The following is a 16,055-nucleotide window of genomic DNA, read 5'->3' on the forward strand; positions in this document are numbered from 1 at the left end:
CCCGCCCCAGCGGCGCAGGGCGCTGCTCCACGCCCGAGTGGCGTCGCCGTCGAGACTGTGCCGAAGCCGGGTAAGAGGCGGAAGTTCTCGGCGGCGGAGAAGCTGCGCATCGTTCGCGAGGCGGCCGCATGCACCCAGCGCGGCGACATCGAGGCGCTGCTGCGCCGCGAGGGCATCTACAGCTCCCTGCTGACGGCGTGGCGCAAGCAGCTCGCCCTCCACGGCAGCGAGGCTCTCGCGGGGCGTAAGCCCGGCCGCAAGCCGAAGCAGGACGCGAAGGATCGGCGCATCGCCGAGCTCGAGAAGCGCTCGGCCCGGCTCGAGGAGAAGCTCGCGCTCGCTGAGAAGCTCATAGATCTCCAAAAAAAAGTCTCTGCCATTCTGGGCATCAACCTCACGAACGACGAAGAGCGCTGATGGACGTCATCGAAGAGCTCGATGACCCGCACGTCCCCATCGCGCAGGCGTGTGCGGCACTCGGCATCAGCCGCGCCACGCTCTACCGGCAGACCCAGCCCGCGATGCCGCGTGCGCTGCACGGGAGCGCTCCGAGCCCACGCCGGCTCAGTGACCCCGAGCGGCAAGCCGTGCTCGATGTGTTGCACAGCGACGAGTTCGTCGACCAGCCCCCGCCGGAGGTCTACGCGACGCTGCTGTCGCGCGGCGTCTATCTCGCCTCCATCCGCACGATGTACCGCCTGCTCGCGGCGTCGGGCGAGAGCGGCGAGCGACGCGCGCAGCGTGGGCCGATGAAGCATGCCAAGCCGACGCTCACCGCCACGGCCCCCAACCAGATCTGGACGTGGGATATCACCAAGCTGCGCGGGCCGCTGCCTGGGGTCTTCTACTGCCTGTACGTCGTCCTCGACCTGTTCAGTCGCATGACCGTTGGCTGGCTGCTCGCCGAGCACGAGAGCGCCGAACTCGCCGAGCAACTCTTCGCAGAGACGGTCGCCCGCCACGGCGTCGAGCCCGGCTCGCTCACGGTGCACGCCGACCGCGGCTCCGCGATGAGGTCGGAGGGGCTCGCTCAGCTCCTCGGCTCGCTCGGCGTCGTTCGAAGCTTCAGCCGGCCTCACGTCAGCGATGACAACGCCTTCTCCGAGTCGCAGTTCAAGACGCTCAAGTACCAGCCCGACTATCCGGACCGCTTCGCCTCGCCGGCTCATGCACGAGCGTGGTGCCAGGAGTTCTTCGGCTGGTATAACGACCTTCATCAGCATTCTGGCCTTGCGCTCTTCACACCTGCTGATGTATTCTACGGCCGAGTCGAAGATGTCGCGGCTCGGCGCCAAGTCGCCCTCGACACAGCGTACGCCGCGCACCCGGAACGCTTCCCGAACGGTCCGCCCGTTGTGCGTCGGCCGCCCGCTTCGGTAGCCATCAATCCGCTGTCCGTTGACGACGCTGCCGACGAGGCCGCGGGGCCGCACACGGGCACGACCAGCGCCGCGGCCGAACCTGGCGCAACGCCCGCCGCTGTGACGCGGCCGCCCCGACCTCGACTGGTGGGGGCCCTGTGCCGGAACGCGCCCCTCAGCGCGATCTCCTCATAGGATTCTCGTCCGGCCTGTCTCAAACCCGTTGGCAACTTCCGTCCCGAAGTCGTCGAACTGGCGGCTCGTCTACGAGTGGTCGAACTATCGGCTCAGCGCCGCCTGCGTGAACACGGCCAAGGATGTGCTGGATGTGGTGGATCCATTCGAGGTGCAGGCAGGGTGGTTCGAGCTCGACTTCGCGACGTTTCACGTTCAGCGAGGACGCGGCGCGCCGAACGCGCAGCATAAGAAAATCGACAACACCCTTCCCATGTTGAACCTTCGTGAATGTTGGCAACAGCGGGAAGAATATGTGAAGCTCTATCGGCTCGGCCCGGGCAACAAGGGGATCGATCTCCTGTTCCTGGAGCACCGCGCGCCCTTCATCGCGCACGAGCTGCGGCGCCAAGGGATGCTCGTGCGAGGTGACGCCTGAGGCTCGCGCCCGGTTGGCGCTTCCGTCCGCCGCGCCCTCACTCGCCCCCAGAGGGCCCGATCATCCTCTCCGGCCGCACGATCTCGTCGAACTTCCCCCCGTCGAGGATCCCGAGCGCGACCGCCGCCTCGCGGAGCGTCGTCCCTTCCGCGTGCGCCTTCTTGGCGATCTTCGCTGCGTTGTCGTACCCCACGTGCGGGTTCAGCGCGGTCACCAGCATCAGGCTGTCGCGCAGGTTCCGCTCGATGCGCTCGCGGTTCGGCTCGATACCCCGCGCGCAGTGCTCCTCGAACGACGCGCAGCCGTCGGCCAGCAGCCGGATCGACTGCAGCACGTTGTGCACGATGAGCGGCTTGTACACGTTGAGCTCGAAGTTGCCGCTCGCCCCGCCGATGCCGACCGCGACGTCGTTGCCGAGCACCTGCGCGCACAGCATCGTCATCGCCTCGGCCTGGGTGGGGTTCACCTTCCCCGGCATGATCGAGCTGCCCGGCTCGTTCTCCGGGATCGTGATCTCGCCGATCCCGCAGCGCGGCCCGCTCGCGAGCCAGCGGACGTCGTTCGCTATCTTGGTCAGGCTGCAGGCGAGCACCTTCAGCGCGCCGTGCGCCGCGACGAGGGCGTCGTGCGACGCGAGCGCCTGGAACTTGTTCGGCGCGGTGACGAAGGGCGCCCCCGTGAGCTCGGCGATCCTGGCGGCGACCTTCCCCGGAAACTCCGGGTGGGCGTTGAGCCCCGTCCCGACCGCCGTGCCCCCGAGCGCCAGCTCGCGCAGCGGCGGGAGCGCCCGCTCCACCGCGGCGATGCCGGCGTCGAGCTGCGCCACGTAGCCGGAGAACTCCTGCCCGAGCGTGAGCGGCGTCGCGTCCTGCAGGTGGGTGCGGCCGATCTTGACGATGTCCGCGAACGCCGCGCTCTTCTGCGCCAGGGTCTCGCGCAGCCGGCGGACCTCCGGGAGCAGGCGGCGCTCGATCTGGAGCGCGGCGACGACGTGCATGGCCGTCGGGAACACGTCGTTCGAGCTCTGCGACCTGTTCACGTCGTCGTTCGGATGGACCGGCGATTTCGAGCCCATCACGCCGCCGCTCATCTCGATCGCGCGGTTCCCGATGACCTCGTTCACGTTCATGTTGGTCTGGGTGCCGCTGCCCGTCTGCCAGACGACGAGCGGGAAGTGGTCGTCGAGCTTGCCCTCGATGACCTCGTCGGCCGCCGCGACGATGAGCGCGCACCTGTCCGCCGGCAGGAGCCCCAGATCGCGGTTCACGAGCGCCGCCGCCTTCTTCACGGTGGCGAGCGCGGCGATCATCTCCCGCGGGAAGCGCTCGCCCCCGATCCGGAAGTTCTCGAGGGAACGCTGCGTCTGCGCCCCCCAGTAGCGGTCGTCCTGCACCGCGATCGGCCCGAAGCTGTCCTTCTCGATGCGCGTCCCCATGGCCGCGTCTTAGCGGCGGCGAACGCGCCCCTCAAGCGGCGCGAAACCCTGTCGCCGGCGCCCGCGCAGGCGCGTAGGCGTATTCGCGCCGCGGGGGCAAAAAGCGGGCGTGCTCTTGTTTTCCCGCCTGTTTTTTGCGAAGTTCCGGGCCGCGCACGCGCGAGAAACACGGAGATCAGCATGGCCGGCATGGACACAGTACCGCGGGAGCTGCTGCAGGCTGCCTACAGGCGCAACCCGATTCACCTGCTCAAGATCCCGCTTCATTTCGGCATCTGGGCCGCGGTCACGTGGGTGCTGTACGCGACGCAGCACCACCCGCTCGCCGTCCCGATCGGGGTCGCCTGCTCGTGGTTGATCGCCAACCTCGTCCGCGGCCTCGGCGCCGTGGCGCACGACGCCGTCCACGGCAGCTGCTCGCGCTCGAAGCTCACCTCGTACGTCATCGCCCTGCTCTGCTGGGCGCCGACCGGCATGAGCGTGACGCTGTACACGAACTACCACCTTCATCATCACAAGATCGCGAACACGTACCCTGACGTCGACAACTTCGTCGTCACGGATTACACGCGGAACCCCGTCCTCGCGAGGCTCCTGCTCCTCGCCGTCTACACGTTCGCCTATCCGCTCTACTTCCTCGGCTGCATGGCGCGGTACGTGAAGCGGCTGTCGCCGCTCCAGCGCGTCAAGATGAACGTGGAGCTCCTCGGTTTCTACGGGCTCATGGCCTTCTTCTTCTGGGTCATGCCGCTCCAGGTGTTCTTCTTCTTCTATGTCCTGCCGTTCGTCTTCGGCGCCATCCTCGCCAGCGTGACCTCGATGATCGAGCACTACGAGATGCTCCCGGGGGAGGACGCCTACAGCTCTCGCACCTACGGAACGAGCGCGCGCGTCACGAACTTCCTCTGGAACAACGTCACGTACCACAACGAGCACCACAAGTTCCCGGGCATCCCGTTCTACAACCTGCGCAGCTTCCACGAGGCGGCGTACCCCTACTACGATGAGCGGGTGAAGTCCGCCTGCCACCCGTCGATCGTCGGTATCGCCCTCTCGCTGTACGGCCGTATCCTGAAGCTCGATATCGCGAAGCTCGACGAGCGGTACCGCGGCCTCAACAAGGACGACGAGCGGCGGAAGATGATGGCGCTGAACGGCATCCAGCCCGGCGCGACCGCCTGAGCCGGGCGAAGGCTCAGTCCGCGGCGAAGCAGTAGATACGGCCCGCGCCGCCGACCGCCACGAGCTGCTGCTGGCTGCAACCGGCGGGAGCGTGCACCGAGTTCCACGAGTTGTAGGGGGCGCTGCCGTTCATGCCCGGACCGAGGCCGTCGGAGTGCCCCACCTGCGGCCCAGGCGTGGCGGTGGACGACGTCCAGTCGTTGCACGTGGCGGCCAGGGCCGTGCCGTCCGCCGCCGAGCCCGTGAGGATGTCGTGCTCGTTCGGCGTGGGAGAGCCCTGCCACTGGCCGTTGATGGGGTTGCCTTTGTGATCGACGAAGAGCTCCGGGTTGCCCCCGGGCAGGGCGTGCAGCGCCTCGACACTGGCGGCCACCGTGACGCCCTTGGCGTTGACCCAGGGCCCCTTGCCGATGCGATCGCGGGCGTTCTCCGTGCTCGTGCTCAGGTACGCGCGCCACGTGCGACCGCCGGCGCCCACCTCGGCCGCCAGCGCCTGGCACGTCGCGTCCGCGCCGGCGATCCCTCCGAGATCGCCGCCGCTGTCGCTCGGGGTGGACACGAAGAAACCCAGCGATGACGTGCCCGGGTCCCCGCCGGCACCGGTGGCGGGCCCGCCTGCGGTCCCCGCGCCGCCCTCGCCTGCGCCGCCCTCGCCTGCGCCGCCCGAACCGCTCGTCGCGCCCGCCCCACCAGCGCCGCCTCCTCCGACGCCCGAGCTCCCCGACCCGCCGCTGCCCCCGGTACCGCTGCCCGAGACGCTGCTGGTCGAAGTGCTGCTGCTGCTGGTCTGATCATTACTCGTACCGCTAGAATCGGATTCATCCGAGCAGGCCGTAGAGGTGACGAGGAATGTTGCGGAAAGGACGATGTAGATCTTGTGCACGGCAGAGCTCCTGAAGGGGCGAATGGCGCGCACGATACCGACAGCTCGCCCCTTGCCGCAACCTCGAGCGCGAATATGCGCGAAACGCGCAGGAATGCGCGAACATGCCAGCGGGATTGAGACAGGCCGAACGAGGAGGCAGCGCGATGGGCCTCGCGGCTGACCGGTCGGGTCAACGTGCTCTCCAGTGCGAGTGCGACCATGGGGAGAAGAGGCGCCTTTCAGGTGCTGTGCCCCCCCTGTTACGCTCGATCCCATGGCGCGCACAGCCCCCGTCCCGAATATCCCCGCGATCCCCGGCATGAATCCCGGTGTCTTCATCATGGGCGGCGGCGGAAGCAGCGGCGGCGGCAGCGGCAGGGGCGGCAAGGGGAGCGGCAAGGACCAGGGCGCCGACGGCTCCAACGGGGGCAACGGCGCCAGCGGAGGGGGGAAGTCGGCCTGCGGCGGCGCGGGCGGCGACGGCTCCGGCTGTCCGAATCACCACGGGTCGAAGAAGAGCGGGAAGGTATCGAAGGGCGACCCCGTCGACGTCGCCACCGGCCGCGTGTTCACCGATCCCGTGGTCGACCTCGAGCTGCTCGGCCCCCTCGGCTTGCGGTTCGTCCGCCGCTACAGCACGAGCGCCCGCGAGCGCGACGTCGGCCTCGGCTTCGGCTGGGTGCACTCGTTCGCGTGGGCCGTCGAGGTGCGGCGCCAGACCACCGTGCTGTGGACCGACACCGGCGCGGAGCTCTCGTTCGACCCCATCGCCGAGGGGGACGCGGGCATCGGCCCCGACGGCTGGGTCCTGACCCGCGACGCCGGCGGGTTCGTGCTCGATGACGCCGCTGGCACGTTCTACCTGTTCTCCGAGCGCGACGGTTCGACATACCGCCTCTCCGCCGTACGCGACGCCCACGGCAACACGACGCGGCTCACCTACCGCGAGGGGCGTATCGAGTCGATCACCGACGCCGCCGGCCGCGTCGTGCGCGTGCGGCGGACGCCCGACGGCCGCATCGCCGCGATCGAGGTCAAGAACGCGCCCGAGCGAGGGAGGTGGGTGGCGCTCCGGAGTTATACCCACGACGAGCGCGGCGACCTAATCGCCGATATGGACGCCGAGGGCTGCGTCACCCGCTACACCTACGACGATCACCGGCTGACGTCGCGCACGGATCCCGAGGACCTCACCTTCCATTTCCGGTACGACGAGCGTGGCCGCTGCGTCGAGACCTGGGGCGATCACCCCGATCCCAGGCGCCTCGGCCTCGCGGAGGGTGTGTCCGATACGCTCGCCGACGGCACGAAGGCCCGGGGGATCTATCACTGCACGCTCGTGTACGGCGACGACGGGTACTCGGAGGTGGCGGACTCGATCACCGTGCACCGCTACTTCGCCAACGAGTTCGGAAAGCTCGACAAGGCCGTGTCCGGCGGGGCCGTCTACTGCCGCACCTACGATGAAAACGGCAATCTCCGCTCGTTCACCAACCCGCTCGGAGCCACCACGACCTGGGTCCGCGACGCCCGCGGCCGCACGCTCCGCGTGAGCGATCCGCTGGGCCGCATTACCGTCATCGAGCGCGAGCCGGACGGGCACATCCGCCGCGTCACCGACCCGGGCGGCGGCGTCACGGAGGTGACGCGCGCCGCGGGCGTCCTGTACTGGACCGATCCGATCGGCGCGACCTTCGAGGTCCGCGTCGAGGCGCGCGGGCTCATCACGGAGACCGTCGCGCCGAACGGCGCGCGCACGCGCTTCCTCCACGACGCGCAGGGCAACGTGATCCAGAAGATCGACGGGACAGGCGCCGTCACCGAGCACGTCTACGATTATTGGGGACGCTGCCTGTCGGTGCGCGACGCGCTCGGGCACATCTCGTCGTACGCCTACAACGACCGGGGCGATCGCATCGCCGTGCGCCACCCGGACGGGGGCGTGACGCGCTATGCCCACGATCGCAATGGGGACGTCGTGCGCGTCGACCACCCGGACGGCACCTCGACGCGCTTCGATCGCGGAGGTCTCCACAAGGTCTGCGCGATCCGGCGCCCGAACGGCGAGGTGAACCGGCTCGGCTACGATCGCGAGGGCCGCCTCGTGCACGCCAAGAACGCGCGGGGGGACGTGTACCTCATGCGCTACGACACAGCGGGCCGCATGGTGTACGAGCGGACGTTCGCCGGGCTGGAGAAGTACTATCGGCACGACATGGCCGGGCAGCTCCTCCACGAGAAGACCGGCATGGGCGAGATGACCGAGTTCGCCTACGACGCGGCCGGACAGCTCGTCCAGCGCACCCTGCCGGACGGCGCCACGGAGTCGTTCGAGTACGATCATTGCGGCCAGCTGATCGCCGCCGTCACGCCCGCTGGGGAGCTGACGTTCACGCGCAACGCCGTGGGCTGGGTCGTGGAGGAGCGGCAGATCGCGTCGGGGGACGCGTTCTTCGTGCGGCGGACGTACGATCTCATGGGCAACGTCGTGCAGCGGACGACGTCGCTCGGCCACTCGGCCGCCTTCGCGCGGGACGCCTGCGGCCGGGCCACGCAGGTGGTGCTGGACGGGCGCGCCACGGTCGGGGTCGCGCACGACGCGCTCGGGCGCGAGATCGCCCGCGCGCTGCCGGACGGAGGGCGCATCCAGGTCGTCTACGACGCGCTCGGCCGCATGGCGCAGCGCTGGGTGGGCCACCCCGGGCAAGCCAGCGCGGGCGCCGGCCGGCCCGAGTGGGTCGGCCCTCGCCCGCCGGGGACGACGGTGTACCAGGCGTTCCGCTATGGGCCGTGCTCGGAGCTCGTCGAGTCGTGGGACGACGCGCTCGGCCGGAGGCTGTTCGAGCACGACCCCGCGGGGCAGCTCCTGGGGATCCGCGACGAGCGGGGCCGGGGGCAGCGCTTTGCTTACGACGCCGCGGGCAACCTCCACGAGCCGGACGGCGAGCAGCGCGCTTACGGCGCCGGGAACCGCCTGGTGCAGAAGGGCGGCACCACGTACGCGTGGGACGAGTCGGGCAGGCTGATGAGCGCGCGCGACGCGGAGGGCCGGCTGACGCGGTACACGTGGAACGCCCTCGGGTTGCTCGCCGCGGTCGAGAAGCCCGACGGGAGGGTGGTCGAGCACAGCTACGATCCGTTCGCGCGACGCATCGGGAAGCGCACGTTCGAGCGAGCGCCCGACGGGCGGCGGCGCGAGGTGTCGAGCGTGCGCTTCGTGTGGGACGGCGGCGTGCTCGTCCACGAGATCAAGCGCGTGGCGCAGGCGGCGGGGGATCCCGTGGTGGAGGAGCGCACGTACTGCTTCGAGGAGGCCCGGTACGCGCCCTGGGCCCACCGCGACACGCGCGTCGCGGGCGGGCGGCGCGAGGAGAGCCCGTGGTTCCATTACCTCAACGACGACGTGGGCGCGCCCGAGCGCCTGGTCGGCCCGGCCGGCGAGGTGGTGTGCGAGCTCGACCGAGCCGCGTTCGGCGCGAAGGTGAAGGAGGGCGGGCGGACCACCACGCCGCTCCGCTTCCCGGGCCAGTACGAGGACGAGGAGACGGGGCTCGTCTACAACCGCTACCGCTACTTCGATCCCGCGATGGGCCGGTACCTGAGCGCGGACCCGGCGGGGCTCGACGGCGGGTTCAACGGCTTCGACTACGCAGGCAATGCGCCGACGCGGTTCGTCGATCCGAGCGGGCTGATGCCGTTCTCGACCGTCCGGAACGCGGCCGGGAAGAACCCTGAGGGCAAGGATTTCACCGATCCGAAGAACCGTCGCGGGGTGCCGGGCGATATCGAGGGCAAGAGCCAGGGAGAGCGCGGCGGGAAAACAGCGGAGGACCATCGCGAGAAGCACTACAAGGACCCCGCGATCACCGAGGCCGTCAAGAATGCGCAGAACGCGCGCAATCCGAAGCAGACCGCGACGGGGGACACGACGTGCGCAGAGGTGGACGCGCTACACAAGATGGCGAGCCAGATCCGCGCCGAAGGAAACGCCCAGCGAGACGCGAAGGGGAAACCCAAGATGACCAATGAGGAGGTGCGCGCCGAGCTTCAGAAGCGCTTCAGGAACGGCGCGACGATCGAGACCACGAACGGGGATGGTGAGGGTATGGCGCCCTGCCCCATGTGCGCCCAGATCTTCCGCGAGCTCGGCCTCCACCCGGCGAACATCGGAGAGGACGCCAAGGGCGGCGTGATCGGCCCGAACAACAAGGATGAAACCAAGGTGAACAAGATGGGCCGGTGGGACGGGACCTGGACGCAGAGCAGCGAGCGCACGAAATCTCGGGAGAAGAACATCACCACGGTGCCCTCCTCGACGCCTCCGTTCGCCGGCGCTTGACCCGCGAGATGACGATGTCCCCGCCCCAACTCCTCGCCCCCGCCCCCGTCGAGCGCGCCTTCCGTTGCGCCTGGAATGAAGGGTCTAGCGCTGCGCTCGACCCCGCGGAGCAAACCGCGCTGGCCGCGCTCAGCCGGTGGCTCGACGAGCCAGAGCTGCCCTATGCGATCTTGCATGGCTCGCGCGCGAGCCGGCGCGCGGTCGTGGCCGCCCACCTGGTCCGTGCACAGAACGAAGGTGTCGCCTACGGTGCGCAGCTCGTGCCAATCGGGCCTGATCTCAGGCTCGAGCGTGACATCCTCGCCCTGCTGGTCTCGCGGGTGCTCTCCGACTACGCAGGCGGCGAGCCTCGGCTGTTGCGTAGACAGATCGCTCAGGAACACCTGCGCGTCGGGCCGACCGAGAACGAACCCTCGCTGCTGCTCGCGATCACCGACGTCGAGGAGGCGGAGCCGCTCGTCTCCTGGCCGGCGCTGTTCTCCGCCGTTGGCCCCCGCGTCAAGGTGCTCGCCACCGTCGAGGGCGACGACGCCGCGGCCCGCGCGTGGATCCAGCGCCTCGGCTTCGACCCGGCGCGCACGCAGATCCATCGACTGCCGGTGCGGCCCTGGCCCACACCGGGCGATCCCGCGGAGCTGCTCGCGACCGCGGGCGCCTCATCAGCCAAGCTCCTCGGCCTGCTCTCCGTCGCCTACGGCCGGCTCCCCGAGGACGAGATCACTGCCGCCCTCGGGGCGCCCATCGAGGGCGCCCTCGCCGGGATCGAGCCGCTTGTCACGGCCGTCGATGGCACCTACGCGTTCCGCTCGAACGCGGCCCGCCGCGAGGTCGAGGAGCGCCTCGTCCTCGGCGCGCGCGAGACGTCGACCCGCCAGCTCCTAGCGCTCCCGCCAGACGGCTATCCCTGCGCCTACGTGCGCGCGCACATGGAGCAGAGCGACGCACCGCTCCAGGCATTCGCCGCGCTGGTCACCGAGGAGCACCTCGCCCGCTGGATGGCTCGGCCTGAGGCCTACCTCGGCTTCGTCGCCGACCTCGAGCGCGTGCGCCGTCGCGCCGTCGTGGTGCTTCCCGTGGGTCGCGAGGCAACGGCCCTCGCCGTACGCGCGGCCCTCGTCGAGGCGAGCCTAAACTGGTGCGCCCGACGCAAGGACCGTGATGCTCCCGTCGGCGTCGAGCCCATCGACCGGCAGAAACGGATCGCCGACGAGCGAGATCAGGCCAGGGCGCTCACCGCGCTCGGCGCGGCGATGGCGGCCGGCCCGGCGCGCGCCGAGGTGCTCGCGTGGGCCGCGGACGCCGCACGGCGCATCCAGGAGACCGAATTCCGCGGGGATGTCCTCCTGAGCCTCGCCGAGTGCGCCGGGGGCGAGACGGGACACGCGTTCGCGCGGGAAGCGCTCGCCGCGTTTTGGAGCACGGAGGACGCTGAGAAGCGAGCGCACCAGATGCTTGTCGCGACAGGAGCACTGCCGCCGGAGGAAGGGGTTGCGGTCGCACGTGAGGCGCTCAGAAGCCTCCGCGACGGCGGCGGCGATCCTGGCGATATCGAGGTCTTCGCCAGGCATTTCCCGCGTGCTGTCGCCGAGGCGCTCTGGCCCGACGCGGAGGCGCTGCCTGGACCCGCGCGGGCGCGAGCGCTCGCCGCGCTCGCGCGGGTCCTCGGCGATCCCGAGCGCGTACGCGCCGCCTTCCGCGCGGTGGAGCAGCACCTCGAGCCGTACGACCTGGCCGAGCACTGGACGCTCGCGCGGCTCGTGCCGCACCTTGACGCCCCGGAGGCTCGCCGCGCCGCGGCGCTCGCTCCCCAATTCGGCGAACAAGCGGCCGAACTCATCGAGAGCCTGATCCCGCGCCTCAGGGCGCTGGGTGATCCCGCCGACGACCTGATCGAGGCGCTGCCGGCGGCGCCGCGCGTGCGGGCGCTGGCCCGCAGCCTCCCCTTCGCCGCGGAGCCGGCGCGGCTGCTGGCGCGGATCGACGAGGCCATCCAGCAGGCCGAGCCGCGCGACCGCTACGGGCTGCGGATGTTCGACGTGGGGGCCTGGTTCGCGGCGAGGGGCGACAGCGACACGCTGCTCGCCGCGGTCGGGCCGCTCAGCGACGCCGGCCGTCTGGGCGCCTTCGGCTTCCTGGCGCGCCACGACCCCGTACACGCGCCCGAGCTGGTGCGTCAGGCCCTCCCCCTGGCCCTGCGCTTCGGCGCCGACGAGCCGGACCGCCTGCTCGACCTGGTCCCGCTGGCCCGCCACTTCCCGCCCGAGGGCGCCGCCGCGGCGTTCGGCATCCTGCTCGACGCGCTCGCTGGCGACTTCCGCCACGCCGCGCTCGCGGGCGACGGCGTGAGCCTCGATCGGCTCGCGCCGCTCATCGCGGCCCTCGCGGGCGACGAGGGCCTGGCCGGCGCGGCGCGCGAGGTGGTGCAGGTCGCAGCGTGGTTCCCATGAGCGCTGCTGTAAACGCGGGCGGCCGAACGCCCCCCTGCCCTGGTGGCGCGGCCGTGGCGCCCTCGGAGCGTTCCGCTACGGGCCGTGCTCGGCGCTCGTCGAGTCGCGGGACGACGCGCTCGGCCGGTGGATTGAGGGGCCGGAGCTGCCGTGTGCGATCCGGCACGGCCCGCGCCCAAGCCGGCGCTCGACCGTGGTGCGGCGCGGAGGTCTCGTCGCAAGGTCCGGTCGCCGGTCACACCGTACGCTGGTTCGATGATTGCGGAGGTCGACAGCCGACATCCCTAGGCACGCCCGATGAGGGCCGGCGGCAGCGTGCGGGCACGGAAGCGCCGGTCGACCGCGGCGAGCTCCCCAAGATCGCGCTGTAGCCGCGGGGAATCGCGATTCTCCTGCGGCAACTCGCGTTCCGAACCGTTCGGCGAGGCATGTGCCACGGGCACAGCCCGTCCGGAGCGCTCGGAAGCCGATGCGCCGCGGGAAAGCCGCCTTCCGGGCCGCTCCAGGCCCGCCTCACCGCCGGATCCTCGGCCTCCGACCGGCTCCAGGCCCGCCTCACCGCCGGATCCTCGGCCTCCGACCGGCTCCAGCCGCCCAAGCCGCAAGGGATAATCCTCTCGGGTCGAGCTGCTCGGCCCCCTCGGCTCGCGGTTCGTGCGCCGCTACAGCACGGGCGCCTGCGAGCGCGACATCGGCCGACGGCTCGACCTACCGCCTCTCTGAGGTGCGCGACGCCCATGGCAACACGACGCGGCTCGCCTGCCGCGACGGGCGCATCGGGAAGCGCACGTTCGAGCGAGCGCCCGACGGGCAGCGGCGCGAGCTGTCGAGCGTGCGCTTCGTGTGGGACGGACCAGCTACCGCTTCTTCGTCGCCATCGCCTTCACGACCGCGTCGACCGCCGTGACCAGCGAGCGCCTGAAGGCGTGCAGCCGCTGCTCCGCCGCCGATCCCTTCGCGACCGGCTGGCTTGGCGCGAAGCTGAACCAGGACATCGACAGCCCGAGGAGGAGGACGAACAGGTCCTCGGCGCACGGCTTCGGCGTCGCCCCGAGGTCGTAGGCTTCGGCGAGCTCCTGCACCTTGGCGGTCGCGACGTCGTGCTGCGCCTCGTCGGGGAGCTCGAGCTGCCTCCACATCATCATCCGCACGCTCTTCGGATTCTCGACCAGGTGATCGAAGACGCCTGCGACGAAGGCCGGCAGGTCCGACGGGTCGAAGGGCACGGCGTCGAACGCGATCTGGCACCGCTCGTCGAGCACGCTGCGGAACAGGCCCTCCTTGGAGCCGAAATAGGCGTAGATGGCCTGCTTGTTCGCCGAGGCCCGCTCCGCGATGCGGTCGACGCGCGCGCCGGCCAGCCCTCGCTCGGCGAACTCGTCGAGCGCAGCGTCGAGGAGCCTCTTCTTGGTCGCCGCCGAGTCGTAGCGCATGGGTGGATCCTTCATGGAGCACACGCCGTGGCGCGCGGCAAGGAGAGCGCGCCGCCGCCTCGCCCAGTTGACACGGCGAAGGCCGCTCCCTAGATTTAAACCATCCAGTTGGTTTAACGCCGATGCGCGCGCCGTCGATGACGATGACGATGACGAGGGCGCCGCGCGGTGTCGAGATTGCAGAATTGCAGACGGCGGCGTCGCCGGAGCGCCGGGGGCGCTGCCGGCCGCGGCGCGGTGGCGACAACGGCGCGCAGAGAACAGATCTTTCCACAGGAGCCACGGAGTAACGCATGAAGATTGCCATTGTCGGTGCCGGTAGGATTGGAAGCACCTTTGCCTTTCAGCTCTCGCGCGCGGGGCACGAGGTGACGGTGGTCGCCCGTGGAGAGCGGCTGGAGCAGCTGCGGCGGGACGAGGCGATCGTGAGCGCCTCGGGCGAGCGCGCGGCGGTGCGCGTGAGCGCCGCGCTCGACGCGACGACGCCCTGGGATCTGGTGCTCGTGACGGTGCTCGCCTTCCAGGTCGACGCCGTGCTCCCTGCGCTGGCCGAGAGCGCGGCGAGGTCCGTGATGTTCATGTTCAACACCTTCGAGCCGCTGGGCCGCCTCCGAGAGGCGGTGGGCCCGGCGCGCTTCGCCTTCGGCTTCCCCGCGATCCTGGCGACCCTCGAGGACGGCAAGCTGACGTCGAAGGTCGTCACCCGGGGCATGGTCACCACGGTGACGGACGCGGCGTGGGCGAAGGTCTTCACGGACGCCGGCATTCCCGCCGTCGTGCACGCCGACATGGAGAGCTGGCTGCGCACGCACGCGGCGCTCGTCGCGCCGGCGATGGTGGCTATCGTCACGGCGCACGCGCGGAACGCAGGCGTGTCGTGGGCAGAGGCGATGCGCCTCGCGCGCGCCATGGAGGAAGGCCTCCACGTGGTGCGCCGCCTCGGAAACACCATCACGCCGGAGCCGATTGTGACGCTGAGCCGCCTGCCCACGCCGGCGGCGGCCGCGCTCCTGTGGGGGCTCAGCAGGGTCGACGCCGTCCGCAAGACGGGCGCCGTCGGGCCCGGCGAGCCGCGCGCGCTGATCGACGCGATGGCCGCCGCGGCGCCGGGTCAAACACCGACGCTGCTCGCCATCCGCCCCTGAAGGAGAAGGCAGCGAGCCCCTCTGGACTGCTCGCTCTCGGGCTTCAAGCGGCGCCTCCGGCAGTCGGACCTGCGTGCTCTCTCAGCCGGCGTGAAGGATCCGAAAGCGATCGGGCTCCGCCGGATCTCGATCGACGACCTGGACTGGCGGCCAAGCCCACTGCCAAACGCTGATGCCTGGCGCGCGGGAGAACCGGATCTGCCCGCGGGTGCCTTCGACCGCGACGCGCGCCCAGGATCCGGCGGTGCGCGCCCGGTCCGCGCCGTGAGAACGCAGCACATCGGTGAGCACGGCGACCGTGTCGTAGCCCTCGAAGGCGACGAAGGAGGGCGCTTCGGCCAGCCGCTCGCGCAGGGCCGTCTCGACCCGGGCGCCGAGCGGGCTGAGGCGCTCGGGCAGGTAGCGCAGGAACGGGATCGCGGCGCTGTCGCCGCCCAGCAACGCCGCCCATTCGGCGAACTCCGGTTGCCCGGCCGGAGCACCGATCATGATCTCGGCGAGGCGCTTGTCGCGGCGGACAGACCTGACGATCGACACCGCCGGCTCCGGGTAGCCGACCAGAAGAAGGAGGGCTGTCGCGCGATTGCCGGCGAGCTCGTCGCACACGGCCGCGGGGGTGAGCGCGCGCATGTCGAGCTCGATGACGGTGCCGCCGCGTGGAGCGAGGTGGTCCCGCAGAACGCGGGCCCCGGACGCCCAGTAGACGCTCGAATCGGCGGCTACGGCGATGCGCCTGTGGCCCGCGCCGAGGAGGAAGTCCGCGTAGATCCGCCAGCCGTGGGACTGCGCCGGGGCGAGGCGCGCGACCCATTCCGCTGGCTGTTCGGTGAGCGCGTCGAGGACCGCTGACGAGCAGAGGAACGGCAGGCCGAGGGCGTCGGCCCTGGCGGCAGCGGCGCGAGCGACGACGCTGTGATACTCGCCCGCCAAGGCAGCCACGCCCAGGCGAGCCAGCTCATCGACGGCCGCCGCGGCCCTCTGCGGATCGGCCGCGGTGTCTCGGACCACCAGCTCGAGGGGTCTTCCGACGATCCCGCCGGCGTCATTGACTTCGCGAACGGCCAGCTCGAGTCCAGCGAGCAAGTGCCGGCCTGCCTCGACCCAGCCGGGCCGAGTTAGCGGAACGAGAGCGCCGATCTGGACGGATGATCCGTCATTCCGCACCGCTCCAGGTGGCGACAGTGGCGTATTCATGCGTTGGCGTCACCCGTGGAACGATTCGTTACACCATGCCT

Annotated in this window: 10 protein-coding genes and 1 pseudogene; 7 read left to right on the forward strand and 4 right to left on the reverse strand. The window is 70.6% G+C overall.

Features of this window, described 5'->3' with window-relative positions:
* Nucleotides 1-51: 51 nt before the first annotated feature.
* Nucleotides 52-1,391: pseudogene (locus ACSRUE_RS02765) on the forward strand (IS3 family transposase); the annotation flags it as partial.
* Between the two features lie 193 nt (nt 1,392-1,584).
* Nucleotides 1,585-1,974, forward strand: coding sequence for a hypothetical protein (locus ACSRUE_RS02770; protein ID WP_441289656.1), 390 nt, complete (start codon nt 1,585-1,587; stop codon nt 1,972-1,974).
* 37 nt (nt 1,975-2,011) lie between these two features.
* On the opposite strand, the gene fumC is transcribed toward ACSRUE_RS02770, so the two are convergent.
* A complete protein-coding gene (gene fumC, locus ACSRUE_RS02775; protein ID WP_441289657.1) occupies nt 2,012-3,409 on the reverse strand; it encodes a class II fumarate hydratase in 1,398 nt (465 codons plus the stop codon).
* Between the two features lie 189 nt (nt 3,410-3,598).
* On the opposite strand from fumC, the gene ACSRUE_RS02780 reads away from it, so the two are divergent.
* Nucleotides 3,599-4,591: a fatty acid desaturase family protein gene (locus ACSRUE_RS02780; protein WP_441289658.1), complete on the forward strand. Its 993-nt coding sequence runs from the start codon at nt 3,599-3,601 to the stop codon at nt 4,589-4,591.
* Nucleotides 4,592-4,604: 13 nt separating this feature from the next.
* Here the strand turns inward: ACSRUE_RS02780 and ACSRUE_RS02785 are convergent, their stop codons facing one another.
* Nucleotides 4,605-5,150, reverse strand: coding sequence for a hypothetical protein (locus ACSRUE_RS02785; protein WP_437762534.1), 546 nt, complete (start codon nt 5,148-5,150; stop codon nt 4,605-4,607).
* 19 nt (nt 5,151-5,169) lie between these two features.
* On the opposite strand from ACSRUE_RS02785, the gene ACSRUE_RS02790 reads away from it, so the two are divergent.
* From ACSRUE_RS02790 to ACSRUE_RS02800, 3 genes are all read left to right on the forward strand, one after another.
* Entirely contained in the window at nt 5,170-5,382 is a 213-nt protein-coding gene (locus ACSRUE_RS02790) for a hypothetical protein (protein ID WP_441289659.1), read from the forward strand.
* Between the two features lie 348 nt (nt 5,383-5,730).
* Nucleotides 5,731-9,795, forward strand: coding sequence for an RHS repeat-associated core domain-containing protein (locus ACSRUE_RS02795; RefSeq protein WP_441289660.1), 4,065 nt, complete (start codon nt 5,731-5,733; stop codon nt 9,793-9,795).
* 14 nt (nt 9,796-9,809) lie between these two features.
* Entirely contained in the window at nt 9,810-12,242 is a 2,433-nt protein-coding gene (locus tag ACSRUE_RS02800) for a hypothetical protein (RefSeq protein ID WP_441289661.1), read from the forward strand.
* An 857-nt stretch (nt 12,243-13,099) separates the two neighbouring features.
* On the opposite strand, the gene ACSRUE_RS02805 is transcribed toward ACSRUE_RS02800, so the two are convergent.
* Nucleotides 13,100-13,675 carry a TetR/AcrR family transcriptional regulator gene (locus tag ACSRUE_RS02805; RefSeq protein ID WP_441289662.1) on the reverse strand — a complete coding sequence of 192 codons (576 nt, stop codon included), beginning with the start codon at nt 13,673-13,675 and terminating at the stop codon, nt 13,100-13,102.
* 293 nt (nt 13,676-13,968) lie between these two features.
* Here ACSRUE_RS02805 and ACSRUE_RS02810 point away from each other — a divergent pair, with 293 nt between their 5' ends.
* On the forward strand, nt 13,969-14,820 hold the full coding sequence (locus ACSRUE_RS02810; RefSeq protein ID WP_441289663.1) for a ketopantoate reductase family protein: 852 nt from the start codon (nt 13,969-13,971) through the stop codon (nt 14,818-14,820).
* Nucleotides 14,821-14,901: 81 nt separating this feature from the next.
* On the opposite strand, the gene ACSRUE_RS02815 is transcribed toward ACSRUE_RS02810, so the two are convergent.
* Complete coding sequence (locus ACSRUE_RS02815) at nt 14,902-16,014, reverse strand: ABC transporter substrate-binding protein (protein ID WP_441289664.1); 1,113 nt, start codon at nt 16,012-16,014, stop codon at nt 14,902-14,904.
* Nucleotides 16,015-16,055: the final 41 nt, after the last annotated feature.

Source organism: Sorangium sp. KYC3313 (assembly GCF_052075895.1).
GTDB classification, from domain to species: Bacteria; Myxococcota_A; Polyangia; order Polyangiales; family Polyangiaceae; genus Sorangium; species Sorangium cellulosum_B.